This window comes from Acinetobacter sp. S4400-12, from assembly GCF_024129495.1.
Classification (GTDB): domain Bacteria; phylum Pseudomonadota; class Gammaproteobacteria; order Pseudomonadales; family Moraxellaceae; genus Acinetobacter; species Acinetobacter lwoffii_C.
Genome location: NZ_JAMXYB010000017.1, coordinates 1 through 26,217 on the forward strand (window position 1 = coordinate 1; position 26,217 = coordinate 26,217).

28 protein-coding genes and 1 pseudogene are annotated in these 26,217 nt (G+C 45.1%); 15 read left to right on the plus strand and 14 right to left on the minus strand.

The window, feature by feature from the left end:
• Positions 1 to 290 precede the first annotated feature (290 nt).
• The 7 genes from NI461_RS08380 (at position 291) to NI461_RS08410 (ending at position 5,150) form a co-directional block, all read left to right on the plus strand.
• Positions 291 to 995, plus strand: a complete 705-nt coding sequence (locus NI461_RS08380; protein ID WP_253157018.1) for an FKBP-type peptidyl-prolyl cis-trans isomerase — start codon at positions 291 to 293, stop codon at positions 993 to 995.
• A gap of 48 nt (positions 996 to 1,043) precedes the next feature.
• A complete protein-coding gene (locus tag NI461_RS08385; RefSeq protein ID WP_253157020.1) occupies positions 1,044 to 1,733 on the plus strand; it encodes an FKBP-type peptidyl-prolyl cis-trans isomerase in 690 nt (229 codons plus the stop codon).
• Between the two features lie 165 nt (positions 1,734 to 1,898).
• On the plus strand, positions 1,899 to 2,633 hold the full coding sequence (locus tag NI461_RS08390; RefSeq protein WP_253157023.1) for a dienelactone hydrolase family protein: 735 nt from the start codon (positions 1,899 to 1,901) through the stop codon (positions 2,631 to 2,633).
• A 105-nt stretch (positions 2,634 to 2,738) separates the two neighbouring features.
• Positions 2,739 to 3,098 carry an HIT family protein gene (locus NI461_RS08395; protein WP_151204293.1) on the plus strand — a complete coding sequence of 120 codons (360 nt, stop codon included), beginning with the start codon at positions 2,739 to 2,741 and terminating at the stop codon, positions 3,096 to 3,098.
• A gap of 167 nt (positions 3,099 to 3,265) precedes the next feature.
• Positions 3,266 to 4,294: an A/G-specific adenine glycosylase gene (mutY, locus tag NI461_RS08400; RefSeq protein ID WP_253157025.1), complete on the plus strand. Its 1,029-nt coding sequence runs from the start codon at positions 3,266 to 3,268 to the stop codon at positions 4,292 to 4,294.
• A gap of 91 nt (positions 4,295 to 4,385) precedes the next feature.
• Positions 4,386 to 4,889, plus strand: coding sequence for a M23 family metallopeptidase (locus NI461_RS08405; protein WP_253157052.1), 504 nt, complete (start codon positions 4,386 to 4,388; stop codon positions 4,887 to 4,889).
• Between the two features lie 15 nt (positions 4,890 to 4,904).
• Positions 4,905 to 5,150, plus strand: coding sequence for a hypothetical protein (locus NI461_RS08410; protein WP_253157027.1), 246 nt, complete (start codon positions 4,905 to 4,907; stop codon positions 5,148 to 5,150).
• Between the two features lie 123 nt (positions 5,151 to 5,273).
• Here the strand turns inward: NI461_RS08410 and NI461_RS08415 are convergent, their stop codons facing one another.
• A complete protein-coding gene (locus NI461_RS08415) occupies positions 5,274 to 5,624 on the minus strand; it encodes a DUF488 domain-containing protein (RefSeq protein WP_253157028.1) in 351 nt (116 codons plus the stop codon).
• A gap of 404 nt (positions 5,625 to 6,028) precedes the next feature.
• Between NI461_RS08415 and NI461_RS08420 the strand changes: the two genes are divergently transcribed.
• Complete coding sequence (locus NI461_RS08420; RefSeq protein WP_151204313.1) at positions 6,029 to 6,610, plus strand: DNA-3-methyladenine glycosylase I; 582 nt, start codon at positions 6,029 to 6,031, stop codon at positions 6,608 to 6,610.
• A 5-nt stretch (positions 6,611 to 6,615) separates the two neighbouring features.
• Positions 6,616 to 7,635, plus strand: a complete 1,020-nt coding sequence (locus tag NI461_RS08425) for an NAD(P)-dependent alcohol dehydrogenase (RefSeq protein WP_253157030.1) — start codon at positions 6,616 to 6,618, stop codon at positions 7,633 to 7,635.
• Positions 7,636 to 7,978: 343 nt separating this feature from the next.
• On the opposite strand, the gene NI461_RS08430 is transcribed toward NI461_RS08425, so the two are convergent.
• Both NI461_RS08430 and dapB read right to left on the minus strand, forming a co-directional pair.
• Entirely contained in the window at positions 7,979 to 8,623 is a 645-nt protein-coding gene (locus NI461_RS08430) for a hypothetical protein (RefSeq protein WP_253157032.1), read from the minus strand.
• Between the two features lie 56 nt (positions 8,624 to 8,679).
• Complete coding sequence (dapB, locus tag NI461_RS08435) at positions 8,680 to 9,501, minus strand: 4-hydroxy-tetrahydrodipicolinate reductase (protein ID WP_253157034.1); 822 nt, start codon at positions 9,499 to 9,501, stop codon at positions 8,680 to 8,682.
• A 454-nt stretch (positions 9,502 to 9,955) separates the two neighbouring features.
• On the opposite strand from dapB, the gene NI461_RS14290 reads away from it, so the two are divergent.
• The gene (locus NI461_RS14290) at positions 9,956 to 10,111 is read left to right on the plus strand and encodes a transposase (protein ID WP_151205342.1); all 156 of its coding nucleotides are present in this window, start codon (positions 9,956 to 9,958) and stop codon (positions 10,109 to 10,111) included.
• Between the two features lie 206 nt (positions 10,112 to 10,317).
• Here the strand turns inward: NI461_RS14290 and asd are convergent, their stop codons facing one another.
• From asd to NI461_RS08455, 4 genes are all read right to left on the minus strand, one after another.
• Positions 10,318 to 11,169 (minus strand): archaetidylserine decarboxylase, encoded by an 852-nt coding sequence (asd, locus tag NI461_RS08440; protein ID WP_151205343.1) that lies wholly within the window; start codon positions 11,167 to 11,169, stop codon positions 10,318 to 10,320.
• Positions 11,166 to 12,014 (minus strand): sulfurtransferase, encoded by an 849-nt coding sequence (locus tag NI461_RS08445; RefSeq protein ID WP_253157036.1) that lies wholly within the window; start codon positions 12,012 to 12,014, stop codon positions 11,166 to 11,168. The genes asd and NI461_RS08445 overlap by 4 nt, the downstream gene beginning before the upstream one ends.
• A gap of 164 nt (positions 12,015 to 12,178) precedes the next feature.
• Positions 12,179 to 13,384 carry a nicotinate phosphoribosyltransferase gene (gene pncB, locus NI461_RS08450; protein WP_151206949.1) on the minus strand — a complete coding sequence of 402 codons (1,206 nt, stop codon included), beginning with the start codon at positions 13,382 to 13,384 and terminating at the stop codon, positions 12,179 to 12,181.
• Positions 13,385 to 13,511: 127 nt separating this feature from the next.
• Positions 13,512 to 13,676, minus strand: a complete 165-nt coding sequence (locus NI461_RS08455; protein ID WP_253157037.1) for a hypothetical protein — start codon at positions 13,674 to 13,676, stop codon at positions 13,512 to 13,514.
• Between the two features lie 142 nt (positions 13,677 to 13,818).
• On the opposite strand from NI461_RS08455, the gene dtd reads away from it, so the two are divergent.
• Positions 13,819 to 14,259, plus strand: a complete 441-nt coding sequence (gene dtd, locus NI461_RS08460; RefSeq protein ID WP_253157039.1) for a D-aminoacyl-tRNA deacylase — start codon at positions 13,819 to 13,821, stop codon at positions 14,257 to 14,259.
• Between the two features lie 347 nt (positions 14,260 to 14,606).
• On the opposite strand, the gene NI461_RS08465 is transcribed toward dtd, so the two are convergent.
• The 4 genes from NI461_RS08465 to serB form a co-directional block, all read right to left on the minus strand.
• Entirely contained in the window at positions 14,607 to 15,086 is a 480-nt protein-coding gene (locus NI461_RS08465) for an SCP2 sterol-binding domain-containing protein (protein WP_151205347.1), read from the minus strand.
• Between the two features lie 111 nt (positions 15,087 to 15,197).
• On the minus strand, positions 15,198 to 16,265 hold the full coding sequence (locus NI461_RS08470; RefSeq protein WP_253157041.1) for a transposase: 1,068 nt from the start codon (positions 16,263 to 16,265) through the stop codon (positions 15,198 to 15,200).
• 177 nt (positions 16,266 to 16,442) lie between these two features.
• Entirely contained in the window at positions 16,443 to 16,778 is a 336-nt protein-coding gene (aciT, locus tag NI461_RS08475; protein ID WP_151205349.1) for a ciprofloxacin tolerance protein AciT, read from the minus strand.
• 409 nt (positions 16,779 to 17,187) lie between these two features.
• The gene (gene serB, locus NI461_RS08480; RefSeq protein WP_151206952.1) at positions 17,188 to 18,408 is read right to left on the minus strand and encodes a phosphoserine phosphatase SerB; all 1,221 of its coding nucleotides are present in this window, start codon (positions 18,406 to 18,408) and stop codon (positions 17,188 to 17,190) included.
• Positions 18,409 to 18,490: 82 nt separating this feature from the next.
• Between serB and NI461_RS08485 the strand changes: the two genes are divergently transcribed.
• Complete coding sequence (locus tag NI461_RS08485) at positions 18,491 to 19,744, plus strand: hypothetical protein (protein WP_151204630.1); 1,254 nt, start codon at positions 18,491 to 18,493, stop codon at positions 19,742 to 19,744.
• A gap of 111 nt (positions 19,745 to 19,855) precedes the next feature.
• Here the strand turns inward: NI461_RS08485 and NI461_RS08490 are convergent, their stop codons facing one another.
• The 3 genes and pseudogenes from NI461_RS08490 to mhpT all read right to left on the minus strand — a co-directional run bounded on the left by NI461_RS08490 (position 19,856) and on the right by mhpT (position 22,954).
• Positions 19,856 to 20,812 (minus strand): bile acid:sodium symporter family protein, encoded by a 957-nt coding sequence (locus NI461_RS08490; RefSeq protein WP_151204631.1) that lies wholly within the window; start codon positions 20,810 to 20,812, stop codon positions 19,856 to 19,858.
• 100 nt (positions 20,813 to 20,912) lie between these two features.
• The gene (gene pncA / locus NI461_RS08495) at positions 20,913 to 21,542 is read right to left on the minus strand and encodes a bifunctional nicotinamidase/pyrazinamidase (protein WP_151204632.1); all 630 of its coding nucleotides are present in this window, start codon (positions 21,540 to 21,542) and stop codon (positions 20,913 to 20,915) included.
• A gap of 206 nt (positions 21,543 to 21,748) precedes the next feature.
• Positions 21,749 to 22,954 (minus strand): annotated as a pseudogene (mhpT, locus tag NI461_RS08500) (3-(3-hydroxy-phenyl)propionate transporter MhpT).
• 743 nt (positions 22,955 to 23,697) lie between these two features.
• Between mhpT and dapA the strand changes: the two are divergent.
• Genes dapA through purC form a run of 3 tightly spaced genes read left to right on the plus strand, consistent with a single transcriptional unit; the run spans position 23,698 to position 25,972 of the window.
• Complete coding sequence (gene dapA / locus NI461_RS08505; protein ID WP_151204634.1) at positions 23,698 to 24,597, plus strand: 4-hydroxy-tetrahydrodipicolinate synthase; 900 nt, start codon at positions 23,698 to 23,700, stop codon at positions 24,595 to 24,597.
• Between the two features lie 12 nt (positions 24,598 to 24,609).
• Positions 24,610 to 25,215 carry a lipoprotein-34 precursor (NlpB) gene (locus NI461_RS08510; RefSeq protein ID WP_151204635.1) on the plus strand — a complete coding sequence of 202 codons (606 nt, stop codon included), beginning with the start codon at positions 24,610 to 24,612 and terminating at the stop codon, positions 25,213 to 25,215.
• Between the two features lie 37 nt (positions 25,216 to 25,252).
• Positions 25,253 to 25,972 carry a phosphoribosylaminoimidazolesuccinocarboxamide synthase gene (gene purC / locus NI461_RS08515; protein ID WP_151204636.1) on the plus strand — a complete coding sequence of 240 codons (720 nt, stop codon included), beginning with the start codon at positions 25,253 to 25,255 and terminating at the stop codon, positions 25,970 to 25,972.
• Positions 25,973 to 26,217 lie beyond the last annotated feature (245 nt).

Consider the following 26,217-nt stretch of genomic DNA (forward strand, 5'->3'; position numbering starts at 1 on the left):
GGATGCATATATTGCAGAAATTACTCAACGCTTGAATCATCGTCCAAGAAAAAGACTCGGCTTTAAAAGTCCGAGTCAGGTATTATGGCAACAACATGGTGTTGCACTTCAAATGCTAATCTAAGAAATCCAAACAATTAAAAAACCAGCAATTGCTGGTTTTTTTATCTTTTATTTTAAACACAGCCGGTGCATTTGCTTGCTAAAAATCCACGCACTCTACAAGATTTCTTAAAATTTTCTGCTAAGATGGAATGAACTTCAATGATAACATTAGATTGGAATAATACATGAGTAAGGCCTTACCGATTGCTGTCGCTGTTCTTCTGGGCGGTGCCGCGCTAGTACCTGTTTACTATGCATCTCAACACCCTGCGACCCAAACTACAAAAGCATCTAAAGATGCCTCTGCGGTTGCCAAAATCAGCTATGCACTCGGTTATGAAGTGGCCCATCAAACGCCACCTGAACTTGATATTAATAGCTTTGTGACCGGCGTACGTGAAGGACATGCCCGTACTGCGCCGGCTTATACAGAAGAAGAATTACAAGCGGCTTATGAGCAGTTCCAGAAAGAAATGCAGGAAAAACAGCTGAACAGTGCCAAAGAAGCCCAAGCTTCTAGCGATACTTTCCTGACTGAAAATGCAAAAAAACCAGGAGTCAAAACCACTGCTTCTGGCCTGCAATATCTGGTTACTCAGGAAGGTAACGGTAAATCTCCGGCAGCCAGCTCGGTGGTTAAAGTTCACTATAGCGGCAAACTGGTCGATGGTACGGTATTTGACAGCTCAGTTGAACGTGGTGAACCTATTGAGTTCCCTTTAAATCAGGTGATTCCAGGCTGGACCGAAGGCCTGCAACTGATGAAAGAAGGCGGGAAAGCGACCCTGTATATCCCTTCACAACTGGGCTATGGTGAACAAGGTGTTCCGGGCACCATTCCACCGAATAGCACCCTGATTTTTGATGTTGAACTGATCGAAGTAAAATAATACGGTTCAGGGAGGGCATTGGCTCTCCCTTATTTTTGAGATACTAGAATGAAAATACAATTTAGCCTTGCTGCCCTGCTGTTATGCTCGGGTAGCCTGTATGCCAAAGAAATTACAACAAAAAGTACCCAAGCCGAACAGGTCGGCTATAGCTTTGGCTATCTGATTGGACGTAGCAATATTGACGCCTTGCAAGGGATTGATCTAGATGCGTTTAGCCAGGGATTAAAAGCGGCGGCGGCTGGCCAGAATGCCAGTATCAGCGATGAAGAGATGGCACGAGTACTCAGCCAGTTCAAACGCCAGAGCGAGGCCAAAGAGCTGATTCAGCTAAAACAGCAGGCAGATGAAAATGCCAAGATAGGTCAGGCTTTTTTAAAAGAAAATGCGAAAAAACCCGGAGTGAAAACCACCAAATCCGGGCTGCAATATGTAGTGCTACAGGAAGGCAAAGGCAAGTCACCGACTGCCAACAGCAATGTCCGGGTGCATTATGAAGGCCGTTTACTGAATGGTACGGTGTTTGACAGCTCGATTGCCCGCACCCAGCCTGTGGTATTTCGAACGACACAAGTTATTACCGGCTGGACTGAAGGGCTACAGCTCATGAAAGAAGGTGCCAAATACCGCTTCTTTATTCCTGCGGAACTGGCCTATGGACAAGTAGGTTCAGGAGATGTTATCGAACCAAATAGCACCCTGATTTTTGATATTGAACTGATTGAAGTCATTAAATAAAAACGTCTGTACTTAAAAAATGAAAAGGCCGAGTTTGCATGATTGGGCCTTTCCCTTTGTTAAGCGTAGCCATGAATTAATCTGCTGTTTTCATGTCATCTTCACATTAGTTTTGCTATTTTTATGCTTTAATCAATGTACTTCACAAGAATAAAGGAGCTGAGTATGGCCACCATCAAGACTCGCGAAATTCACTATACTGCTCAGGATGGGCAGTCACTTATTGGTTATTTTGCTGCACCTGAGTCCGATATTCCTGTCGCTGGCGTTATTGTGGCACCCGAGTGGTGGGGACGGAATGCATATACCGAACAGCGTGCCCGCGAACTTGCAGAACATGGCTATGCGGCCTTGGCCCTTGATATGTACGGCGAGAAAAAAGTGACCACCCAGTCTGATCAGGCCTATGAATGGATGATGCAGACCTTTGAAGATCCAGATACCATTGTTAACCGTGCTGCGGCTGGCTTACAAGTACTGGCTGAACAGGCTGAAGTCAATCCAGAAAAACTTGCTGCGATAGGCTTCTGCTATGGGGGTAAAGTGGTGCTGGATCTGGCACGCTCGAATGCACCGCTCCAAGCAATTGCGACTTTCCATGCCAACCTTTCACCTAAGGCACCGGCGCAGCAAGGCCAGGTTCAGGCCGAAATTTTAGTCATGCATGGTGAGCTGGACAGCATGGTCACGCTGGATGATGTGGCAAGCTTTAAACATGAAATGCAGCAAGCCAAAGTAGTGCATGAAGTGATCGTGTTTGAAAATGCCAAACATGGCTTTAGCAATCCATTGGCTGATGAGCGTGCCAAAGCCAATGCTGTCGATCTGGGCTATAACGCAGAAGCAGAAAAGCAAAGCCTGGCTGCCATGTATGAGCTACTTGCGCGTCGTCTAGGCTAATACCTATTTTGCTAACGCTGTCCCTACCCGGCTTAAAACAGGATTAGGGAACCGGTCTTATGCTTGAAGAATATAAAATAAATCCGACCAGAGGAGATACTCATCATGACTGAAGTCCATTGCCCTTATTGTAATTATGATGAATATGATGTCATTGCCCAAAATGAATATAGTGTGGTCATTCCGGAGCCGCATTCATTGTCTAAAGGCCATTGTGTGATTATTCCACTGCGTCATGTCTCTTCATTTTTTGAAGTCACCGATAAAGAACGAAAAGCCATGATGTCTTTACTGGAACAGGCACGGAATGAGCTGAGAATTCGCTACCAGCCTACTGGTTTTCATATTGGCTTTAATGATGGTGAAGTCTTTCACGAAAAGGTGGATCATCTGCATATTCATATTATTCCACGTTATGAAGATAAGGCCTTAAAGCTGGATGAACGCTGGGGTATTGAAAAATAAAGCCCTAATCTCTGCTAAGTGAACGCTTCGCGAAGTGTTCACTTTGATTCTGCCTTTCATTGCTTTGCTTTGCTTCAAGCAGCACAGTTTCGCTGACTTTTCAATTTTTAGCTCCCGCTCTTCAGTTATACTAGGCACCATTTCCTTTCCCCTGTTTGTTTGCTTTCATGTTTGTATTTTCAAATGCCCTGTTAGAATGGTTTGATGTGCATGGCCGTCATGACTTGCCTTGGCAGACCGCAGATGATCCTTATAAGGTCTGGGTCTCTGAAATTATGCTTCAGCAGACTCAGGTGAAAACCGTACTGCAATATTTTGAGCGTTTTATTCAGCGCTTCCCGACTGTGCAGGACTTGGGTACAGCGTCTTGGGATGAAGTCGCGCCTTACTGGGCCGGGTTAGGCTATTATGCCCGCGCCCGTAATTTACATAAGGCAGCCGGCATGGTCACGGTACAGGGACATTTCCCCGCTACACTCGAAGAATGGATGGCATTGCCCGGAATCGGCCGCTCAACCGCCGGTGCCCTGATGTCTTTGGGCTTACGCCAATACGGCGTAATTATGGATGGCAATGTCAAACGGGTGCTGGCACGTTTTTTTGCTATTGAAGATGATCTGTCCAAACCCGTTCATGAACGTGCCCTTTGGCAACTGGCAGAACAGCTCTGTCCTGTCGAGCGGAATCATGACTATACTCAGGCCATTATGGATCTCGGTGCAACCATCTGTACCCCTAAAAAGCCTTTGTGTCTGTATTGCCCGATGCAGCAGCATTGCAAGGCGCATCAGCAGGGCCTGGAAAATGAATTACCCTTTAAAAAAGCCAAGAAACCCGTTCCTGTCAGATCGGCTCAGGTCCTGTTGATTCAGGCAGATGCAGAATGGCTCTGGCAACAGCGTCCTCATAGTGGGCTGTGGGGTGGACTCTGGTGTCTGCCAATTATTGAAACTGAACATGAACTTGAGCAGCGCTGCCAACAGCTTGGCTTAAAAAGTGTCATTCAAAAAGTCCGGATCAGTCATAGTTTTACCCATTTCACCTGGCAGCTTGAAGCAGTCATCTTTATGGTCGAAGCAGACCAGCAGGAACATCTGTCGCTTGAGCTGCAAGGTAGCTGGATGAGCCCCGAAGCGGCCATCAATGCGGGTATTCCGACCGCCATGAAAAAATTGATTTCTACCGTAAATCTATGACATAGTCTAAAGCAGGAAAAAACCATACTGGCCTTATTTAAGGATGAAGATCTTGCGCCACTCCCTTGCCTTCTGCTGGCTATTGCTGAGCATGTTATTTCTGGCGGCCTGTAGCAGTGCCCCGAAACACCCTTCTGCTGCACAGCTAAATCCTGCGCTGGTACAAAAGCTGAACGGTATGCCGCTGCCCGCCTCCTTGCCAATTCCGGTGGATCGAATCCGGGCATCTGAACTCCAAGATACTTGGGGGGCTTCTCGTAGTCGGGGTCGTCTGCATGAAGGGATTGATATTTTGGCTCCACGTGGAACCAAAATTCGCAGCACGACACCGGGGTTGATTGCAGATTTACGAAATAACAATTTGGGTGGTAAAGTAGTCTGGATTTTGGGTCCCAGCGGGACCTGGCATTATTATGCACATCTTGATGGTCATAAACGTGGCTTGAAAGTCGGTGATTATGTCAAAAAAGGCGATGTTATCGGTTATGTCGGTAATAGTGGCAATGCTCGCCATACCGCACCGCATCTGCACTATGGCCTTTATCTGAATGGCAAAGGGCGTGGTGTGGTTAATCCCTACCCCTATTTACGTTAATTTTAGGAAATTTACATGTCAGAAGCGTTGATCAACCGTCTGGTCGAATTTGCTGAGTCAGGCAATCAACAAAAAATTGTATTGAATGGTCAAAGCTATCAGGGCTGGGTCATGGAAATTACTGAAGAAGCGCTTCTGATCACTACCGGCTATGCAGACAAAGCCGGCAAAGACATGTGGATTCCGTTTGCTGATCTGGCACAGGCAGAACTGTCCTACTGGGATAATCAGCAAGATCAGTGGACTGCCTTTAAACTGTAACAATCCCTCAAATCACGGATAGGACCCGAATTTAACAATCCCAAGGACTAGAGCGCGCTGAAAGTGAGTATATTCAACCCGGAACTCTAGTTCTTATGTCTGATCAAACTCCCATATTCTGCTTCATCGCCGTTCAAGGATCTTCTTTAATACCAGAGCATGATTTTTCTCTTTATCTTGGGCAGCAGTAATTAAAGTGATATCTTTTTCTTGAGCTAGACTTCTAATTTTATCCAGCTGCGCAGTTTGATTTTCTAGTTCTTGCTGATACTTCTGTTGAAACTCATCCCAATGCTGCTCCATATCTTCATGAAACCATGTTCTCAAAGCATTCGATGGGGTGAGGTCTTTGGCCCAGATATCAATTTTAGCCTCTTCCTTTTTTACTCCTCGTGGCCACAATCGGTCAATCAAGACTCTTAAACCATCCTGAGCGGAAGCTTCGCTATAAATTCTTTTTATAAAAATTGCCATTTTATTATTCTCCCGAGGTTGTGCAGCGATTTATCAAAAAATGGAGGCTTCTATCGATAGCGTGCTTCAGCCAAGCAAACAGCATCGTTAAGGCGCTGTTCAAGTACAATGGGCTATCAATAAAAACGCTTATAATTGAAGCAATATCCCATTTCCTTAAGATGGGGATAAAAGAATTTTTTGTCAATTTCATTCAGGATACTGAAATAAAGTGCAGCAGACAGGAATGAAAGCAATAAAAAGTCGTATTTTATTGCTTAAGTTCTCAAAATGATTTAATCCTGAAAAGAAGTTTTACGCAGTTTAGTTAAAGTGTAGCCTATTGAATCATGGCCAAAGCAAGCCGGATTAAAGGCAATTTGGCAGGTATTTGGCAACGTTATTATAAAAATCAGGAGCGTCGCATGACCCTTCAACGCTGTAGCTGGTGTTCCAATGATCCGCTTTACATGGCCTACCATGATCAGGAATGGGGACAAGCGCTGTATGATGAAAAGCGTCTGTTTGAGATGTTGTGCCTGGAAGGCCAGCAGGCCGGTTTGGCCTGGATCACGGTGCTCAAAAAACGTGAAGCTTATCGTCAACATTTCTTTCAACATTCCATTCAGACTATCGCGTTGTTTACCGAGGAACAACTCCAGAGCAAACTTGCAGATGCGAGCTTGATACGGCATATCGGCAAGCTCACCGCGATTCGTGATAATGCCCGCGCCTGGCAACGCCTCTGCCAACAGGGCATCCATATGGTGGACTGGCTCTGGTCTTTTGCCGAGCCAGCGCAAATCAACCATGATGTTCCAGATTATCGACAAGCACCCGCACAGACCAGCCAAAGCCGGCAGATGTCCAAGGCCTTAAAACAGGCAGGTTTTAAATTTGTCGGCCCGACCACTTGTTATGCCTTTATGCAGGCTGTCGGCATGGTCAATGATCATGAAAATCACTGTGACTTTAAAATCCTATCTTCCCCTTCCAATAAGAGCTAAAAAATATGTCGAATACCATTCAAGCCTATGCTGCCATGTCTGCAGGTGCCGCACTGGAACCTTATCAGTTTGATGCCGGTGAACTGCAACCCCATCAGGTCGAAGTCCAGGTAGAATATTGTGGTCTCTGCCACTCTGATATTTCAGTGATCAATAATGACTGGGGTTCTTCCGTCTATCCGGTGGTGGCCGGACATGAAATCATCGGCACCATTCGTCAGCTGGGTGCTGAAGCCAAAGGATTAAAAATAGGCCAGCGCGTTGGCATTGGCTGGACCTCAGAAAGCTGCCAGTATTGTGATCCGTGTCTTTCAGGCCAGCAGGTCTTGTGTACGGGTGGACAGGTGGCGACCATCGTCGGTCATGCCGGAGGTTTTGCCGATAAAGTACGTGCCGGCTGGCAATGGGTGATTCCGCTTCCGCAGGATCTGGACCCGGAAAGTGCCGGCCCGCTGCTCTGCGGCGGTATTACGGTCTTTGACCCGATGCTCAAGCATCAGATTCAGGCCCTTCATCATGTGGGGGTGATTGGTATCGGCGGTTTGGGGCATATGGCAATCAAGCTGCTCAAAGCCTGGGGCTGTGAGATTACGGCCTTTACTTCCAGCCTGGATAAAATAGAAGAGCTGCATGCCATGGGCGCCGATCATGTAGTCAATAACCGTGATCCTGCCGCCATTAAAGCGCTGCGAGGTAAATTCGATTTGCTGCTCAGTACGGTCAATGTGCCCTTAGACTGGAAGGCTTACTTGGCGACACTGGCACCTAATGGCACTCTGCATATGCTGGGTCTGCCTTTGGAGCCGATGCAGATTTCTGCCAGTTCCCTGATTGGGGGGGCTAAATCCGTTACCGGTTCACCAACAGGCTCTCCGGCGGCCTTGCGTCAGTTGCTCCAGTTCGCTGCACGTAAAAATATTGCCCCCCAGATTGAACTTTTCCCGATGTCAGAAATTAATGCTGCAATCGAACGCCTGCATTCTGGTCAGGCACGTTACCGGATTGTAATCAAGGCCGATTTCTAATTATTTAGCGCAATAGGCCACGACAGAGTCATCTGACATACAGACTGGAATCATATCACTCGCCAAAGCGGATTGTGACAGCAGTGGTATATTCCAGCAGGCCTCGCACTTGAGTGGAGAGCAATTTAGTTCAATTTCACTCTTCGGCGAAAATGATCCATCACCTCTTCATTACATAAGGATCATCATATTCAAGGGCAATACAACATCCCCGTTGGATATGCTCACTCTGGGGCTGGCTGGGTGTTCCATATACCAGTTCTCTAAGCTATCAATTTATTTCAGAATGAGATTCAACTCTTCTATCTAAAGCCTGCTTCAAGCAGACTTTTTTATGGCCTGTTTAACGCAAAGCTTCGGGTAAAACAGAGCTGGATACAGGTTTGGCAAGCTCGGTTTTCATCTTGTGTAGCATCTGATAAGGCTGCTGCTGGACAAACATATTCACGAAAGTCAGAGGAATGGAACCTTCCGGATTGGCATAGCCATAAGTTGAAACCTTGACTTTATGATTGTCTAGCTTCTGGAAAGTCCAGTCGCCCTGATAATCAGTTAAACGAACATAGTTTGGATTTAGGGCATAGCCTGTTGAAATCGCCTTATTCCTGATGGTGATCTGACCATTGGCATTCTTGATCATTTTGCCCTGTACCACCAGGTCGCGGTCTTTGAGAGGAAAGGGAAAATCCAGCACCATATACAAGGTAAAATCACCTTTGATGTTGTCGCGTGACAAGAGCTTGATACTGCCCATATAGGGAACCCATTTTACTGCCTGCTCGACATCCAGAATCAGGGAAACTGCTTTCTCAATCGGTACATCATAGGAGGTTTCAGCTTTATACAAAAAGACCGGGTGACGTTCATCTTGATAAGTCCAGACCTTGATATTGTTTTTATGAATGGAGAGTTTGGCATTGTCTATAGATTTTGCCTGTGCCATGGCAATGAATGCCATAGCACAGCACATCAATATCATTTTTTGCATTGTAGGATTCATCTTATTTTAGTTTTAATCTTTTTATAAATGATTTTGACGGATTTTTAAACCTTTATATCGTTAAAACCCAGCACATCTTTCATATCATATTTGCGTGCTTCACGACCCACGACCCATGCTGCTGCACGTACCGCCCCTGAAGCAAAGTTCATACGGTTGGTGGCTTTGTGGGTAATTTCTACACGTTCCCCTTCGCCAATAAACATGGCGGTATGTTCACCAACAATATCACCGCCACGAATAGTCTGGAAACCAATACTTTGACGTTCACGCGGACCCGTATGTCCTTCACGATGATAAACCGCATCTTTTTTCAGATCGCGGCCTAAAGCATCTGCAATCGCTTCACCCATCATCAAGGCCGTACCTGACGGTGCATCGACTTTATGACGATGATGCGCTTCAATAACTTCGATATCTACGCTATCCCCAAAAACCTTGGACGCCAGCTCAAGGAGTTTAATAGAAACGTTTACACCGACTGAATAGTTGGCTGCATATACCACCGGTGTCTCTTGTGCCGATGCATCTAAGTAGGCTTTTTGCTCGTCATTCATCCCGGTCGTGCCAATCACGATGGCTACACCATGTTCACGGCAAATTTTTAAATGCTGGACTGTGGCCGCAGGCGCAGTAAAGTCAATCACGACGTCACAGTTCTGGACGACCTCTTCAAGATTGCCTACGACTTTGATGCCCAGGCGGCCCACACCCGCCAGTTCACCGGCATCCGCACCGATCAGCGAGCTTTCAGGGCGTTCTACGGCAGCGGCCAGTTGATAGCCGGCTTCATTAACCGCCTGAATAAGAATGCGTCCCATACGGCCGCCTGCACCTAAAATCCCAATGCGTGGTGTCGCTGACATAACCTAGTCCTGATGTTAAATTTAAAATTATTCTTACTATAGCAAAACTCGTCCCTAACACTAAGATTGATCGTATAAAAATCAATGAAAAGAATGCAAGAGACTTATAAGAGAGGGTAAGAGGTGGCAAATATAAAAATAGTTTAGGGAGCAGGGTAAAGAAAAACTGCATAAACCTGTCGAACAATGAGCAAAGAGTCAGTATGCAAGCTGATAAATCTATCAAAACACCCAGTCGGTCGTGACTGGGATTTTTTATTCACCTTAAGACTATGAGGTATATCTTAGCTCGGCATTTGCAGTGAAATACCCCGTGGTCGCCCTAATACCTGACCCGAACTTTTCAAGCTAAGTCTTTTTATTCGCCCATGATTGTTCTATTCTGAAACGCCACTTTTCTCAAACTGTTAAGCTCTCCCCCGTTATCAAAATCATGCCACACTACTTATGAGATTTGAGTTATTTTTTCCATCCAGTCAAGGCAGATACAGGGATTCGTTTTATTAATTCCACCGAGCTGGTTATTTGCCCTTATTTTCAAATGAAAAGACATCGTGGATTGAAAAACTTAGCCAGTCGGGAGAAAAGTACTGAGGGTGGGTTATACTGACTTCAATTATATAAAAATCTATTTCGGCATTACATCAAAAAATGTTCATGGTGTTGCGGTACTTAAGTCTCTACCTCAAGATTCAAGCCAAGACAAATAAAATCAACTTCCCTCTAGCTGAACCCTCTAAACTTATAATTGATGCATTTCATAGCTGAATACATCTGTTTTTAATGAGGGTTCATTTTAGCCTTATGGGTTAAAAATTAAAGTAAATGGCCTAATTTTTCACCCATTTTCACCAATGAATTAGCTTTAAAGGCGGCATCCCACTGCATTTTGTTTTCTTCAAACAGGATAATCGCTGTTGAGCCAAGATAGAAACGTCCCAGTTCAGCGCCTTTTTCCAGAAACAGGTTATGCTGGTTCAGCTCAATGCGGCCGGAAGGTTTCACTTTACCGGTCGCCACCGTTTCAATACCCGCCACAATCATGGCACCAACAAGCACCACTGCCATCCGGCCCACTTCGGTATCGAACAGGCAAACCATGCGTTCATTACGGGCAAACAGTCCCGGAATATTTTCCGCAGTCACCTGATTGACTGAGAACAGCTCGCCGGGGACATATAAGGTTTCAGTTAGAGTTCCAGCAAATGGCATGTGCACACGGTGATAATCGCGCGGTGACAGATATACAGTAGCAAATTGACCATCCTTAAATGGTCCTGCCAGTTGCGGATCAGCGATCAGGGTTTCGACGGTATATTTCTGGCCTTTGGCCTGAAACACATCGCCATTTTCGATTTTGCCCAATTGGGAAATGGCCCCATCCGCAGGCGATACAATACTGCGAGTATCGGTATCTACGGCGCGAATACCTGCTTTTAGGCCACGGGTAAAAAATTCATTAAAAGATTTATATTTCAAGGCATTGGCTTGCTCTGCAATACTCATATCAATGCCATATTGTGCCTTGAACGCCGCAATCGCGGCATTTTTCACAATCGGGTTTTCACTGGCGGCAATTTTACCCACCACGCGAGACAGACGATGCTGCGGCACCAGACCTTGTGCCTTAATAAATAATTGTTGCTTTAAACGCGATGTGATGCTCAAGACAGCACCTCCCCTGTAGCGATTGGACTATCGAGGCGGTTGCCCCATTCACTCCACGCACCATCATAGACTTGGATTTTCCAGCCCAGTAAACGGCCCAGAATATACGCCAAACCTGAACGATGATGTGACTGACAATACACCACAACCGGCTGATCCAGATCAAAGCCGAGTTGTTCCAGACGCTGTCGGGTACGTGGTAAGGGATGTAATTTTAAATGATTTTCACGGTTAAGGGCAGTACTCCATTCAAAATGACGTGCTCCCGGAATGTGACCGCCGCGTCGTGCAGCCAGACGCAAGCCAGTATATTCATCTTCTGTACGGCAATCCCAGATCTGAATCTTTTTATTTTCAACCAGTTGTCTTAAATCTTGATAGCCAATCTGAAAATCAGGCTTATTTCCCAGCTGAACCGGAAGCAAATGCTCAACTGTGAGAAATTGTTCCTGCCTAGAAGAAGTCGGTAAGCCAGCCCCCAGCCAGGCATGAATTCCGCCATTGAGCAGACTGGTATTTTCAAAGCCCAGACAATGCAAATCCCACAGCAGACGACCTGCCCAAGCACCGCCTTCATCATCATAAGCCACCACATGATGCTCTGGAGAGATATTCAGATAACCGATCAATGCTTTCAAACCTTCCAGATCTGGCAACAAGCCCATCGCATTTTCTTCCTGGCGCAGCAGAAGTTTAGGCAGCAAGTGCAAAGCATGCGGAATATGTAATTGTTCATATACCGAAGCCCGGCTCAAATCGACAATACGAAGTTTTTCATTACCCAGATGTGGAACTAAATCTTCAGCCTCAATCAGCAGGCCAAAATTAAATGCGGAAGCTGTCATGGTTATCATCAATAGAATTGATCAAATCTCTGTGATCTTAACACAGCTCACTTTTTCACTAATGTGGTTTTTCTAAAGATCCTTAGCATCATTTTAAATAAGCTACAGTTCAGGCAAAGCACCCCAATAAAAAACCGTCTGGGTTCAAACGGTTGTAGAAAATCTTAAGCAGGTTCTGCAATATCAAAGACCTGGCGCAAATAAGCCAGAAAAGTATCGTTATCGGTCATGGTCTTGCCCGGACTGTCAGAAATTTTAGCCACAGACTGACGATTACACTCCACCAGCTTCAGCACAATATTCAAGGGTGTCTGCCCCATATCATTGGTCAAGTTCGTCCCGATTCCAAAACTGACCTGAAAACGGTTCTTAAAGTACTGGTGCAATTTCCAGGCTTTTTCCAGATTCAGACCATCACTAAAGGTCAGCATCTTGGTTTTACTGTCAATTTTAAGCTGCTTATAATGCGCATACGCTTTATCGCCCCATTCATAGGGATCGCCACTGTCATGACGCAGGCCATCAAATAATTTGGCAAAGTACAGATCAAAATCACGCAGGAACGCATCCATGCCGACCACATCGGTTAAAGCAATGCCCAGGTCACCACGATATTCCTGTACCCAGGTTTCAAGCGCCGCTTTCTGGAAGTCACGCAGACGTACGTCCAGCGCCTGAAAGGCTTGCAGGAATTCATGCGCCATGGTGCCAATCGGGGTAATGCCGAGTTCTTTGGCCAGCAGCACATTACTGGTGCCACGGAATACATGCGGCGCAGCCTTATTAAATTCTTCGACCACATGCTTTTGCCAGGCAAAACTATAACGACGACGCGTACCAAAATCCGAGACCAAAAATGGTGGATCATTTGGGTCCTGTGCAGCATCGCACTGTTTTAACAGTTCAATTTTGGCGGTTAAGCGACGTTCACCTTCGGCCAGCACCTCAGCGCTACGAATACGGCTGAAATACAGTTCGTTGACAATGGCCAGTACGAAGATTTCAAACATCATCGCCTGTACCATCGGACCTTCTACAATAATGTCCAGACGGCCCTGACTGTCAATGCTGGCCTGAATAAAACGGCGTTTCAGCTGGAACAGTTCCAGATAGTCAACAAAGTCACTTTTGATAAAACGCAGGCCACGGAGATATTGCAGCTCATCTTCTTTAAATTTAAGCTGACACAGCAAATCCAGTTGATGATTCAGATCATCCAGAATATCCGTCAGTGGATATACCGTCTCTTCCAGATTACGACAACGGAAATGATAGACACTATGAGTTTGGGGAAACTTGTGCAATACCACTTGTAGCATCGTGAATTTGTACAAGTCAGTATCTAACAAAGATTGGATGATTGGCGCCATAATGAAGAGAAATATCGCTGTGCTTTTCTGCATTAAAGCATAAATATTTAGGCAAGATTGCAGGATTTACGTACAGCTAGCTGAATTATCGACAAAAGTTTAACAAAATAAAATGGCTCGGCAGCAGTTATCCAGCGCCGTTCTGTACTGTCTCCTGTTGCTGAATGACGCTCTGCAACTGCTGTTGCTGACCAATTCCTTTGGCAGATTCAGCCGCAGCTTTTGCTCCCGGTTGTTCAGTTTGAGCATTATAGTCGACTTGACGCAGCTGCCTAACAATCGCAAATTCCATTTTAAACAAGGCTTCCAGACAACAAGGTAAAGTCAAAAGCGAGCATACAATTAAAGAGTTTAAAACTCAGAATGGAGATTTTCATAGAGGCCATTCTTGCTACAATCACCTCACTTCATATAGTTATCGGTTTATAGGTGAAATGCGCGCTTTATTGCAACGGGTTCTGGAAGCCAAAGTCGTGGTTGAGGGGAAAATCACAGGTGAAATTGAACAAGGTATTCTGGTTTTTCTGGGTATAGGTAAAAACGACAATCTGGAAAAAGGCAAAAAGCTGATTGATAAAATATTGAAATACCGTTTTTTTGATGATGAACAAGGCAAAATGGGCTGGAATATCAGTCAGGCCAAAGGTGGTTTACTTCTGGTATCTCAATTTACCTTGATGGCTCAAACCCAGAAAGGTTTGCGTCCGGATTTTGGTCCGGCCATGCCGCCGACTGAAGCAAAAGTTTTGTATGAGCAACTGGTAGAATATGCCCAAAGCCAGTTTGACAATGTACAAACCGGTATTTTTGCGGCAGACATGAAAGTGCATCTGGTCAATGACGGACCAGTGACCTTTAATTTAGAAGTTGAATAATGTGCAGCATAAAGAAAGAACTCGCAGTTACCCCGGCTATGGATAGATCATTATCAACTTGGTTATCCTGATCTATTGTTCTTAATGTTTTTCCTTGAGAAACTCTGTTTCAGGATCGCGCTTGATTACTTTGATCTCTTCCACACTAGGGGACGAAGCTTTGCTTCTCAGCAAAATTTCTTTTAATATCAGCAACCCATATATAGACCGTAGAACTATTTTTGCTTATTCGGTCTCAAATGGTTGCCAATAAACCTTAGCCATCTTCAATATTTTTCAACGCCATAAAAAATGCCAGCCATTTTTAAATCGGCCAGCATTTCCTGTTTTTTAGAAATTTTTAAATCTTATTTACCAGTTTTCTCTTTAATAAACTGACGTGCCATTTTCACTTTTTCTTTAACAGGCTTTGGCAGTTTTGGTGGAATCATTTTCGCAACCTGGTTAAACCAGACCAACAAACTAAAATCACCTTCCATCTTGATGGTACCGCTTTGCATGCCGGTCATAAAGGCAGTAGGATCACCTTTCATCAAGGTTTTAACCCCCTGCTCGCTGTCAGCAAATTGCAGAACAAAATCCGCCTTTTCTGCATCACCTGAAACTGTATCAATCTGACCATTATTCACAATGATCTGACGTGCAAACCCTTCATCTGTGCCAATCTGGATACGGAATTGACGCTCATGGACCAGTTCAATAAATTTCGGGCTGGTACGGGCCAACTGCTTCATACGTAGCGCAAGACCGGCAACCAGCAAATCCAGGGGATCTGTACTGAGATCGACCAGAGGAAATTTGAGCACAGGAATGGAGGACAGTTTCATGGAGTTATGCCTATTTTAATTGTATGAAAATTGAAAAATATCCTAGCATACATCGAAGCCAGGCTGAGGAATGACTTTGTATCATATTTCTAACTTGACATCCTCTCCGCCTTAAAAGAGGGAGATTCCTACAGCTAGACGCTTATGCCCAAGCGCAAGAATGTTCTTTGCAGCATTAATGTCCCGATCATTTAGACTGAGACATTTTTTATTACTGCATTGCCATTCTCTTATTCGCAAATCTATCCTACCTTTCGGACTACCTGCGGTGATCTCACCGCAACACGAACAAATTTGGGAGGTGAAACTTTCATTGACTTCCTCAAACAATACGCCTGCGTTCTCGCATTTATACTTGAGCATTGTTTTTAGTGCTGAAAATCCTGTGTCTAAAACAGATTTCGCCATTTTAGTTTTTATAAGTTTCTTAGCACTCAGACCGCCAATTACAATCAGCGCATTTTCTTTAACAAGCATGGTGCTTGCCTTGTGCAAATGGTCTTTACGACAATTTGCAATCTTTGCATGTAATGCACGTACACGCTTTTTATTCTTTGCTCGTTGAGCAATACCTAGTTTCTGCTCATATTTTCGATAAAATTTAGGGTTTGAAATCACTGTACCATCTGAACACGTAGCAATACCTTTTAAACCAAGATCAATGCCTATGGCTTTGCTGACTGTCGGTTTATTTTGCTTCAGTGAATCCACCACAAGGCACACATACCAACGCCCACGACTATCTTCAACAAATGAGCCTGTTCTAACGCTGTATTTGCTTAACTCATAGCTATCCCAAATTTTGAATTGATGTTTACCATATTGAACATATCCATCAGCGTATTTGATCGCTACTTTCTTAAACGGTATCCATCCAAGTGATCTTCTTGCAGATTTCTTGTTACTCACACGCCATTTAAGTTTTGCTTTCTTGAACTGCTTTCTTCGGGTGACTAATTCTTCGGTGACAGCCTGAATAGTTTGGCTGTGCAAACCGCACTCTTTAGATGCGCCTTTGGTGTATTGGGCAATATCAAATGCAGATAGAAATTCATCTGTTCTTTTTAGGTGCTTAAAACTTAAATCATTCACATAATTCCAAACAAAGTTCACCTCAGATGCTAATTGAATCAGCACCTTTGCGTGTTGGTCTTTAATGCGAAGTTTAAGTGTTTTCATGTGCTTATTTTAATCACAATATTTTAAGTAGAAAACAGTAGGGATATTTGATACGACATCCCATGTCGTATGGCTTAAGCCAGTCGCTTATATTCTCGTGCTGAACCACGAGGTTTTACGTTCCTAGTGATAAAAAAATGCACCCAGCGGTGCATTTTTCTGTGTCTTTCTGGCGACTTAACGACTGGATAACTGCTGCTGGTCATCTTCATACACCGGCGTATGTTCGATATAGCGGCGTTTAGCCAGCGCACGTTCTGCACGGCGGTCCTCCCGCAACAGCAAGAGGGTGACAATGGCCATGACAATCGTCAGTGCAGTCAGGTAGCTATAGGTCATCGGGAGTTCAAACAGGGCTTGTGTCCCGCTGCGAATCATTTCGATCAGACCCCAGGTCAGCATGCCCGCAGCCATAAAACTTAACCAGCGACGATAAGGCGAGAAGAACACAGCAAGCACAGCTGCAGCGACTAAACTCAAGCCTACAATCGTTGCCAGATTCGCTGTTACCATAAAAACCCCTCCATCCAACAAGATAATGTATACGTTGACCAGCTCACACTTCTAAGCATTGAATTCTGTTAAGTCCATCAAGTGGAATATATTGATTTGAATTTCTATGTCAGCATTATGATGAGTTTTTAGCATAAGAAAAGTCCCATTCTTCGACTTTACGACATACTTTGTCGCGATATTCTTTTGTCATTACATTTTTTATTTCCATCGTTTTTGTGGATCAATGACTGTGCCAATGTTGGCGTGTCATTACAAAATCATCGGGGCTGTGCTTGGCTTAAAAAATTATTTTTTCCGTTTCAGCGGATTGCTGTTTTTCTATGCGTCAGGTGCAAAAAGCGGAAAAAAAGCCCCCGCGCAGAAATGCAAAACGCGGCCCTAAGGCCGCGTTGCTTAATAAAATTATTTAAGCACGGTTCAGATCTTTATCGTGCATGCCGAGTAAATACAGCACACCGTCCAGACCGACACTAGAAATGGCCTGTGTCGCATTCTGGCGAACAAGGGGCTTAGCACGGAAAGCCACGCCAAGACCTGCAATCGACAACATTGGCAAGTCATTGGCCCCATCACCCACCGCAATGGTCTGCTCTAAAGAAATCCCCATTTCATCTGCAATCTGCTTTAATAGCAGTGCTTTACGGGCACCATCTACAATATGGCCTTTGACTTCACCGGTAACCTTGCCATCCCGAACATCCAGACAGTTGGCATGTACTTCATCAATCCCCAGCTTGGCTTGCAGATATTCTGCAAAATACTGAAAACCACCCGACAGAATAGCCGTGCGATAACCCAAAGCTTTCAAGGTTGAAATCAGGCGTACTGCGCCTTCCGTGACTGTCAGGCGTTCGGCAATTTTCGGCAATACTGCTGCATCCATGCCTTCTAGCAGGGCAACACGGGCGCGGAAACTTTGCTGGAAGTCCAGCTCGCCCTGCATGGCACGTTCGGTAATTTCTGCAACCTGGGTGCCAACACCGGCTTCAATCGCCAGTTCATCAATGACTTCCTGTTCAATCAGGGTCGAGTCCATATCAAAGCAGACCAGACGGCGGTTACGGCGATAAGCATTATCTTCCTGTACCGCAACATCCACATTCAGTTCATTCGACAGGCTCAGGCAGGCTGCACGCATGGCCGCAGCATCCAGCATCTGCCCACTTAAACCGAACTGGATACAGGCACGTTTTGGACCTTTACTGGAGCCATCCAGCGCGGGACGGCCGGAAAGACGTGTGACCGTTTCAATATTAAAGCCCTGACTGGATACAATATGGGTCACAGCCTGAAGATGAGAGGCATTTAATTCCGGAGCCAATGCCGTTACGATATAACGTGTGCGTCCACCTTCTTTCACCCATTGCCCATATTCAGCAGTAGAGATCGGTTTAAAGCGCACTGTTAACCCGATATCATGTGCTAGAATCAGGATTTCCTTCATGGCTAATGCTGTTGCAGTCTGGTCATTAGACGAGACCACAATTCCTAAGGTCAGTTGATTATGAATGACCGCTTGTCCTACATCTAAAATTTGTAAGGAATGGGCGGACAAAACCTGCATTAATCGTGTAAATTGATTAGGCTGGTCGGGTCCTAAAAATGATATAAGAATGATTTCTTGCATGAATTGACTCGGGTCTGATCTGAGCGACAACAATTGTTAGAATCATAATCGAAATTGAACAGAATTGCCTTGGAAGTTTAAGTTGAATGCGCCTAGACAAGGGCTATTTGCTAGCCTACTGATTGTAAGTTTTGCTTTACATACCTTTTTACTGGTATTGGCAACCACTCACCAACTGAATGACAACCGGGCCAGTCAAGGGCAGCTGATGACCAGTCAGCTGGTCACTGACAGCCTGGCAGAGCTTGAACCCGCCAACCGTGTTTCCTTGGCGCTTCTGGCCAATCGCTATGCCACCAACCCCAGTGTAACCTCTATCCGTATCCTAGATGCGAATGGTCAGGTTCTGGCCACTGGCGGACTGACTAAAACTCGTGAGGGTGAAGTTTTTGTTCGTGATGCCCTGCAAAACGAGAAAAAAGTAGGGGTCATTGAAATCACCCTGATTGAGCCAAGTATTGGGGAAATCCTCCGTACCCAATGGCTGGCGATCCTGTTCTCTTTTGTCATTCATGGCCTGCTCTGGGTAGCTTATCGTGCAGTAGCGCGTCCAAGCCGGACCGAATATCTGGCGCGCATCAACAATGAATCCCGCCTCAAGTTTGAAATCCAGAGCCTGACCCAGGCACTGGAGCAGGAAAAGCACAATGCCGCTTTGGCGATTGCCCAGGCTCAGCAGGCTCTTAAACACAAACCCAAAGAAAAAGAGCAACCGGCGGTGGTGCTGGATCATGACAGTCTGTCTTTGAACATCCAGTTCTATGATCCAAAACAGTTACTGGATAGCGTCAATAAAACTGTGTCTGTGCCTTATTTCAATCTGTGCCAGATTTTCCTGAACAAGGCCACTGAGCTCTGTGTACAACATTACAAGCTGAACAGTCAGGATATTTCTACCGTACAGAAATTTAATGAAAAAGGCGCAACCATCAGTATTGCAGCAGACAAACCGGATGCCTTGGGTTGCCTGACCATGATCAGTGCTGTATTTCAGCTGCTTTCGGAGGTCTTGTATAAACGTTACCGTGAAGAAAAGCGTTTTGTCCTGCAAACCCGTAGTGCCATTTCATCAACTGTGGAGGAAATGCAGTTGAATTCGGTACAGGCAGCAGAACGTCTGGTCCAGCAACTGATGGCCAAAGAAAGCGCCCTGCATGTTCCAAATAGCTTACTGAAAAATATCTCAGATCATTTTGAACTGGTCAGCATGCCTAATCCAACCAATGTACTGACCCGTCATGCTTTTGTAGTCAATGGCATGGATGCTGAAACAGCCGAGCTGGCCCAAACGTTCAGGACTGAAATTCTAAAATCCAAGCAGTCCAAAGCATCATAATAGCGACTGAAATACTTCCTAAGAAAAGCCGTATAGCGTTGTATATACGGCTTTTTTAATGGGAATAAATACTTATCAGAAACTCAGGCTTCTTGAAAGGATGACGTTCATCTAGTCCAGCTTATGGGGGGTTGTTTCAGCCTGTCTTGACGCCCAGTAAGTCGCCAGAGCCGGTCCAGAAATATTGTGCCATAAACTGAAAATAGCACTCGGTACAGCAGTGACCGGAGACGCTGCAAAATGAGTAGCAGCCAAAGCCACGCCCAGCCCGGAATTTTGCATACCCACTTCAACGGCAACGGCGCGACAGTCTATTTCTGCCAGCTTAAACAGGCGGCTGGCCCAATAACCCAGTAAATAGCCCAGTCCGTTATGTAAGGCCACAATTCCTAAAATCATCAAGCCGGATTCCAAAATCTGGGTTTTACTACCCGCAATAATTGCAGCCACAATCGCCACAATCGCCAGTACTGAAACCAGTGGCATAACCTGAATATAGGCTTCGACCCTGGTCTTTAACACTGCCCGAACCATCAAGCCCAAGAAAATTGGAAATAACACCACCTGCAAAATTGAGATCAGCATCGACCAGGCATTGATCTCAATCCATTGACTTGCCAGCAGATAAAACATGATCGGTGTCAGAATTGGTGCCAATAAGGTTGAAACTGAGGTACAAGCCACCGACAGGGCCGTGTTGCCTCGGGCCATATAGGTAATGACATTCGAGGCCGTTCCTCCCGGACAGCAGCCGACCAGAATCACACCGACTGCAATTTCAGCAGGAAGCCGGAACAACTGACAGAGCAAAAAAGCCAGCCCGGGCATTACCAGAAACTGGGCCACAACGCCAATCGCCACAGCCTTCGGACTCTGCAAGACGCTTTTAAAATCGCCCAAGGTCATGGTCATGCCCATACCAAACATGATCAGCCCCAACATCCACGGAATATAGGCACGTAACCAGACAAAGAGATCAGGCAGCATCAAGGCAATCGCTGAAAACAGGATGACCCACAAAGCAAAGGTTTTTTGGACAAACTGGCTAAATTGGAGCAGTGCTGACATGGGCTAATCCCATCAATAACAAAGAGAAAAGGTATCGCTTGATACCTCGACATTACAGGCAGTCTATACAGATTCCCAGGCTACTTCTATACAGCCAAAATCAGGCAGCATCCAGTATATCTTTTAGATAAATCCGTTTAACGCCCTGTGCCAGCATGTCCTGCCAGGCATGTTGCAAGGAACCGTTCAGATCAATACCCTTGGTTGCATCAGCAATCACATAGGCATTAAACCCCAGCTTGCGGGCATCCATCGCGGTCCAGGCCACACAAAAATCTGTCGCAATCCCGACGATAAAAACCGTATCAATATGACGTTCGCGCAAATAACCCGCCAGACCTGTAGTGGTTTTTTGATCCGCTTCTAAAAAGGCAGAATAGCTGTCGATCTGGGGATGAAATCCTTTGCGGATAATCAGTTGGGCTTGAGGCAGATGTAAATCTGGATGCAGCTCCGCATCTGGAGTACCCTGCACACAATGACTTGGCCAGAGTACCTGAGGACCATAGTCCAGCTGAATGGTCTGATAAACCGCTTTGCCAAAATGATTGCTCGCAAAAGAAACATGATCTGCCGGGTGCCAGTCTTGGGTCAGGACAATATTGTCAAAATACTGTCCCAATCGATTGATATTTGGAATAATCTGATCTGCATGTGCAACCGCCAGATTGCCTCCCGGTGTAAATCCTCGCTGTACATCCACCACGATCAAAGCTGCATTGTGCATTATTTTTATTCCTTAAAAACTGAATTTGCACCCAAGCATAGCCCAAAACGAAAGATTTTTTTTACTCTCTTTACTAAAATAAAATAACGGCCGATGCTGAAAAAACTGCTGCTGGCAATGATTTAAATATGTAATCAATCCCTTGGTTTTATCCAGTCAAAATGAGCATAAAAAAGCCTGCATGTGCAGGCTTTTCAATAGGGGGCTGATCAAACTTTAGTGCGGTTGACCAGAATCAGCATACATACCGCCGAGATCAGAATACATGGAATCGCTGCCGAGATAACCCCTGCGGCACCAAAACCTGCTACCAGAAGCTGACCTGCAATCGCAGGCCCAAGCATTGCGCCAACACGGCCTACAGCAGAAGCCACTCCTACCCCTGTACCACGTACTTCAGTTGGATACACAATACTCCCGAAAGCATACAGTACACCCTGACAACCAATAACGAAGGCACCGGCCAAGGCTGCTGCTATATACATCTGGTTCAGTGAGCTGGCACCATTCAATGCCAGCAAACCTGCCAAAATGCCACCATACATCAATACAATCACATAGGCTTTCTTCCAGCGATCCGTCAACATACCTAGAATGATGGTACCAATGGTCGCAGTTACCATGAAATAGAACTGGGCTGTTGAACCATTCTTACGAGTAAAGCCCAGTTCCATAAACAGTGATGGCAACCAGCTCAGCATGATATACACCACCATCAGGGTAAAGAAGTAACTCACCCAGATACATACAGTACGAAACAGGTTATCCGAGTTAAACAGGTCCTTGAAGGAGCCTTGTGATGCTGTCGCCAGCTCTGTAGCCGTTTTGTGCTACGCTTTTAAATATTCCTTCGACTCCGGCAGAAACCCCATCATGAGTGGAATTGCAATAATCGGTAATAAACCACCCAGGTAGAATACGTTTTTCCAGTTCGCCCCAAATTCAGTTGCAGCCACTAAAGATAAAATGGCAGCGCCAACCGGCATACCGCAGTACATCAATCCCACCGCCCGACCACGATTTTGTGGCGATACAGCTTCAGATGCCAGAGTAATCAGAATCGGCATGGCTCCACCCAGACCAGCGCCTGCCAGAAAACGTACGGCCAGCAAGCTATGAAAACTGTTGACCCATACGGTACATAAGGTAAAGAGAGCAAATATTGCTGTCGACCAGATCAGGACTTTCTTACGGCCAATACGATCTGCAAACCGACCGCCGACCAGTGCACCCGGCAATAAGCCTAGAATCCCTGCACTGAAAAACACCCCCAATTGTGAACTATCAAGACCAAAATGCTCACGTATACCCGCTGCAGCAATCCCTGCTGCCTGAATATCTAAGCCTTCAATCACGGCAATCAGAAAACAGATCGCGACCGTGACGATGGCATGCTTATTGTCTGATTTTTCCATTGGAATATCCTTGTTTAATCAGCGTTCAAAAAGAGAGCCCATCATCTATGAGTGGCCAATTAGAATTAACTATCAAAAAGTTGAACGCTTTGGTTGGATTTCCGAACAGGAGAAATTTTGATGACTTTCGCATTGCTTGCAATAAAGTCTTAAAAACGATTAATTAAAGTTATATAAAATTCAGTTTCTTATCTATAAGACTTATAAATCAGCCCTAAGATTTAACCAGTTAGAAAAATAAATGATTTAAATTTAATACTTTAAACAGCTTAATCAGACGTTATTTTTATTTAACAGGCTCATTTTCCGCTCTATTTCTATATTTTTCACATCTCAATTCATCGAATATAAATATTAGTTCATATCCAAGTACAATTTTCTATTAAAAAAAACTTAAAAAATCAGAAGGTTGAATATTTTTATAGCAGTATTTTAGTCGCAGGGTTATAAAATAAATCGGTCAGAAAAAGCTTTATAGCAAGTTTTATTTACCTTCTATCTAGCTTGAATGGGCAGTCAAACACCTCTTCTCAGCTCTTGATTGTTTTACATAGGCTTTGTATAAAGAATCAGTGGCTTTGACTAAAGCATATTGTTCTTATGCGTTTGATCAGTCATAATTTGCATAAGCAATATTCAATTCAGCCCAGATTAATTGAATTTGTTCTCAATCAGAATACAAACCCATCCAAATTTATGTTTTCTCATTCTCTTCGGATGGACAAATAGGATAGTTTTTCAAAATGACTCAGCAAGCACAGACCACTCAGGGTTCCATTGTCGCAATCGTCACCCCAATGTTTGAAGATGGCAGCGTAGATTGGAAGAGCCTCGAGAAGCTGGTTGAGTGGCATATTGCAGAGGGTACAAATGGAATTGTCGCCGTAGGTACTACCGGTGAAGCCTCTACGCTCAGCATGAGTGAACATACGCAGGTGATCAAAGAAATCATCCGTGTGGCAAAAAAACGTATTCCTGTGATTGCGGGTACGGGGGCAAACTCGACCCATGAAGCCATTCAATTAACCCGTGAAGCCAAAGAACTGGGGGCTGATGCTGCCCTGTTGGTGACACCTTATTATAATAAACCGACCCAGGAAGGCTTATACCAGCACTATAAGGCGATTGCTGAGGCAGTTGATCTTCCACAGATTCTTTATAATGTGCCGGGCCGTACAGGCGTAGACATGGCCAATGAAACAGTGATTCGTCTGGCAGATATTCCGCAAATTGTGGGCATCAAGGACGCAACCGGTGATGTTGCGCGTGGTGCAGCCCTGCTTGAGGGCCTGACTGGCAAGAACATGACCGTCTATTCAGGCGATGATGCAACGGCTTATCAGCTGATGGGTCATGGGGCTAAAGGTAATATTTCGGTGACTGCCAATGTGGCACCCAAAGCCATGAGTGAAGTCTGCGCGGCTGCACTTCAAGGCGATATGGCACGTGCTGAAGAGCTGAATTCGCAGATTGCAAATTTACACAATATTTTATTTTGCGAATCGAACCCGATTCCTGTGAAATGGGCACTTCACGATATGGGCTTAATCGGTACAGGTATTCGCCTGCCATTAACCCCTCTTGCAGAACAATATCGCGCTCCGCTTCATGAAGCACTGGTTGTAGCGGGCGTCATTCAATAAAAGAGCACAATTATGCATTTACGTTTAGGACTTACCTTCGCACTTTCAGTATTGGGTCTGGCAGGTTGTAGTTCACTGGCCTTTAATAATGGCACTTTAGATTATAAAGAAACGACTACTCTCGAACCCTTACAATATCCTGAAGGTGCCATGGTACGTCCTGCAACGCCATTGTACCCTGCTCCTATTGTAGATCCGCTGGCGATCGAGCATGCGCCCAAGCTGGAAAACCAGCGTGCGAACCGTTTTGCCCTACCACGTCCACCTGCTCAGAGTATGGATTCAACCCAAACTGATGTAACTGAGACGGCTCCGATCGGAAAACCACAGCTGGTTGTGGATGGAAATCAAAATCCACTACTTAAAATCGATGGAAATTCTGCTACAATCTGGCAATACACACTTGCTACCCTCAGCAGCCTTAACTATTCCATCGTTGGCCAGAACCCAAATCGTCATGAAGTGACGATCAAAGTCGACCAGCAGACCTATGTATTAAGACTATCTCCTGTCGGTTCGAGTCATAACCTCGCTGTGTTCAATACCGATAACAGTTTTGCAGACCGTGAAAAAGCCGCAGAACTGCTCAATCAGATTTACCAAAATTGGCCAGCCTAGACAGTTCTAGGCATTTTTTTTTGTAGAAGGTTCCCTCATGTTAAAACAAACCTTGCTCTATACTGGTAAAGCGAAATCTGTCTATACCACGGACAGCTCAGACCACTTGATTTTAGTTTTTCGTGACGATGCGTCCGCATTCAATGGCGAAAAAATCGAACAACTAGATCGTAAAGGTAAGGTGAACAACCGTTTTAACGCCTTCATCATGGAAAAACTGGCCGAAGCGGGTATTGAAACCCATTTCGAAAAACTGTTAACACCGAATGAAGTTCTGGTCAAAAAACTGGACATGATTCCGGTAGAATGCGTCATCCGTAACTATGCCGCGGGTTCTTTATGCCGCCGTCTGGGTGTAGAAGAAGGTAAAGAGCTGACTCCACCAACATTTGAATTGTTCTTTAAAGATGATGCGCTGGGCGATCCAATGGTCAATGAATCGCAAGCGATTGCTTTGGGTTGGGCCAATGCTGAACAATTGGAAAAAATGAAAGAATTGACTTATCAGGTGAATGATGTGCTCAAAGCATTGTTCGATGCTGGCAATATGATTCTGGTGGATTTCAAGCTTGAATTTGGTGTTTTCCATGACCGTATTGTGTTGGGTGATGAGTTCTCTCCAGACGGTTGCCGTCTGTGGGACAAAGACACCAAGAAAAAACTGGATAAAGACCGTTTCCGTCAAGGTCTTGGCGGTGTTGTAGAAGCTTATGAAGAAGTTGCGGCACGTTTGGGTATCAATCTTGAAGATATCTAAGCCCTAGCTGAAGCTAAGCTTTAAAAAACCGGACGATCAGTCCGGTTTTTTTGGATAAGATGATCGGAAAAAATAATCCTGTTGATAAAAATCATTGTTTTTACTTTATATAACGTTTCCATTAAATTTTTTATAGCAAGCTAAACCAGAATTCTCAGAGCGTTCAATCGCTTTTTAGCCGACCAGATTTCCCCCTCCCCTCGAGGAGGTTATCTCCCCGAAAAAAACATCCTGTTTTCCGCCCA

What these genes read in the sequence shown, in the direction of transcription:
- serB (WP_151206952.1), bottom strand. Translation starts at nt 18,408, where the DNA reads ATGCAAGAAATCATTCTTATATCATTTTTAGGACCCGACCAGCCTAAT.
- NI461_RS08430 (WP_253157032.1), bottom strand. Translation starts at nt 8,623, where the DNA reads ATGCAAAAAATGATATTGATGTGCTGTGCTATGGCATTCATTGCCATG.
- dtd (WP_253157039.1), top strand. Translation starts at nt 13,819, where the DNA reads ATGCGCGCTTTATTGCAACGGGTTCTGGAAGCCAAAGTCGTGGTTGAG.
- NI461_RS08470 (WP_253157041.1), bottom strand. Translation starts at nt 16,265, where the DNA reads ATGAAAACACTTAAACTTCGCATTAAAGACCAACACGCAAAGGTGCTG.
- NI461_RS08385 (WP_253157020.1), top strand. Translation starts at nt 1,044, where the DNA reads ATGAAAATACAATTTAGCCTTGCTGCCCTGCTGTTATGCTCGGGTAGC.
- NI461_RS08380 (WP_253157018.1), top strand. Translation starts at nt 291, where the DNA reads ATGAGTAAGGCCTTACCGATTGCTGTCGCTGTTCTTCTGGGCGGTGCC.
- mutY (WP_253157025.1), top strand. Translation starts at nt 3,266, where the DNA reads ATGTTTGTATTTTCAAATGCCCTGTTAGAATGGTTTGATGTGCATGGC.
- NI461_RS08395 (WP_151204293.1), top strand. Translation starts at nt 2,739, where the DNA reads ATGACTGAAGTCCATTGCCCTTATTGTAATTATGATGAATATGATGTC.
- NI461_RS08455 (WP_253157037.1), bottom strand. Translation starts at nt 13,676, where the DNA reads ATGGAATTTGCGATTGTTAGGCAGCTGCGTCAAGTCGACTATAATGCT.
- NI461_RS08465 (WP_151205347.1), bottom strand. Translation starts at nt 15,086, where the DNA reads ATGAAACTGTCCTCCATTCCTGTGCTCAAATTTCCTCTGGTCGATCTC.
- dapB (WP_253157034.1), bottom strand. Translation starts at nt 9,501, where the DNA reads ATGTCAGCGACACCACGCATTGGGATTTTAGGTGCAGGCGGCCGTATG.
- pncB (WP_151206949.1), bottom strand. Translation starts at nt 13,384, where the DNA reads ATGGCGCCAATCATCCAATCTTTGTTAGATACTGACTTGTACAAATTC.
- NI461_RS08445 (WP_253157036.1), bottom strand. Translation starts at nt 12,014, where the DNA reads ATGACAGCTTCCGCATTTAATTTTGGCCTGCTGATTGAGGCTGAAGAT.
- NI461_RS08405 (WP_253157052.1), top strand. Translation starts at nt 4,386, where the DNA reads ATGTTATTTCTGGCGGCCTGTAGCAGTGCCCCGAAACACCCTTCTGCT.
- NI461_RS08510 (WP_151204635.1), top strand. Translation starts at nt 24,610, where the DNA reads ATGCATTTACGTTTAGGACTTACCTTCGCACTTTCAGTATTGGGTCTG.
- dapA (WP_151204634.1), top strand. Translation starts at nt 23,698, where the DNA reads ATGACTCAGCAAGCACAGACCACTCAGGGTTCCATTGTCGCAATCGTC.
- NI461_RS08410 (WP_253157027.1), top strand. Translation starts at nt 4,905, where the DNA reads ATGTCAGAAGCGTTGATCAACCGTCTGGTCGAATTTGCTGAGTCAGGC.
- NI461_RS08420 (WP_151204313.1), top strand. Translation starts at nt 6,029, where the DNA reads ATGACCCTTCAACGCTGTAGCTGGTGTTCCAATGATCCGCTTTACATG.
- NI461_RS08490 (WP_151204631.1), bottom strand. Translation starts at nt 20,812, where the DNA reads ATGTCAGCACTGCTCCAATTTAGCCAGTTTGTCCAAAAAACCTTTGCT.
- NI461_RS08415 (WP_253157028.1), bottom strand. Translation starts at nt 5,624, where the DNA reads ATGGCAATTTTTATAAAAAGAATTTATAGCGAAGCTTCCGCTCAGGAT.
- NI461_RS08425 (WP_253157030.1), top strand. Translation starts at nt 6,616, where the DNA reads ATGTCGAATACCATTCAAGCCTATGCTGCCATGTCTGCAGGTGCCGCA.
- NI461_RS08390 (WP_253157023.1), top strand. Translation starts at nt 1,899, where the DNA reads ATGGCCACCATCAAGACTCGCGAAATTCACTATACTGCTCAGGATGGG.
- purC (WP_151204636.1), top strand. Translation starts at nt 25,253, where the DNA reads ATGTTAAAACAAACCTTGCTCTATACTGGTAAAGCGAAATCTGTCTAT.
- aciT (WP_151205349.1), bottom strand. Translation starts at nt 16,778, where the DNA reads ATGGTAACAGCGAATCTGGCAACGATTGTAGGCTTGAGTTTAGTCGCT.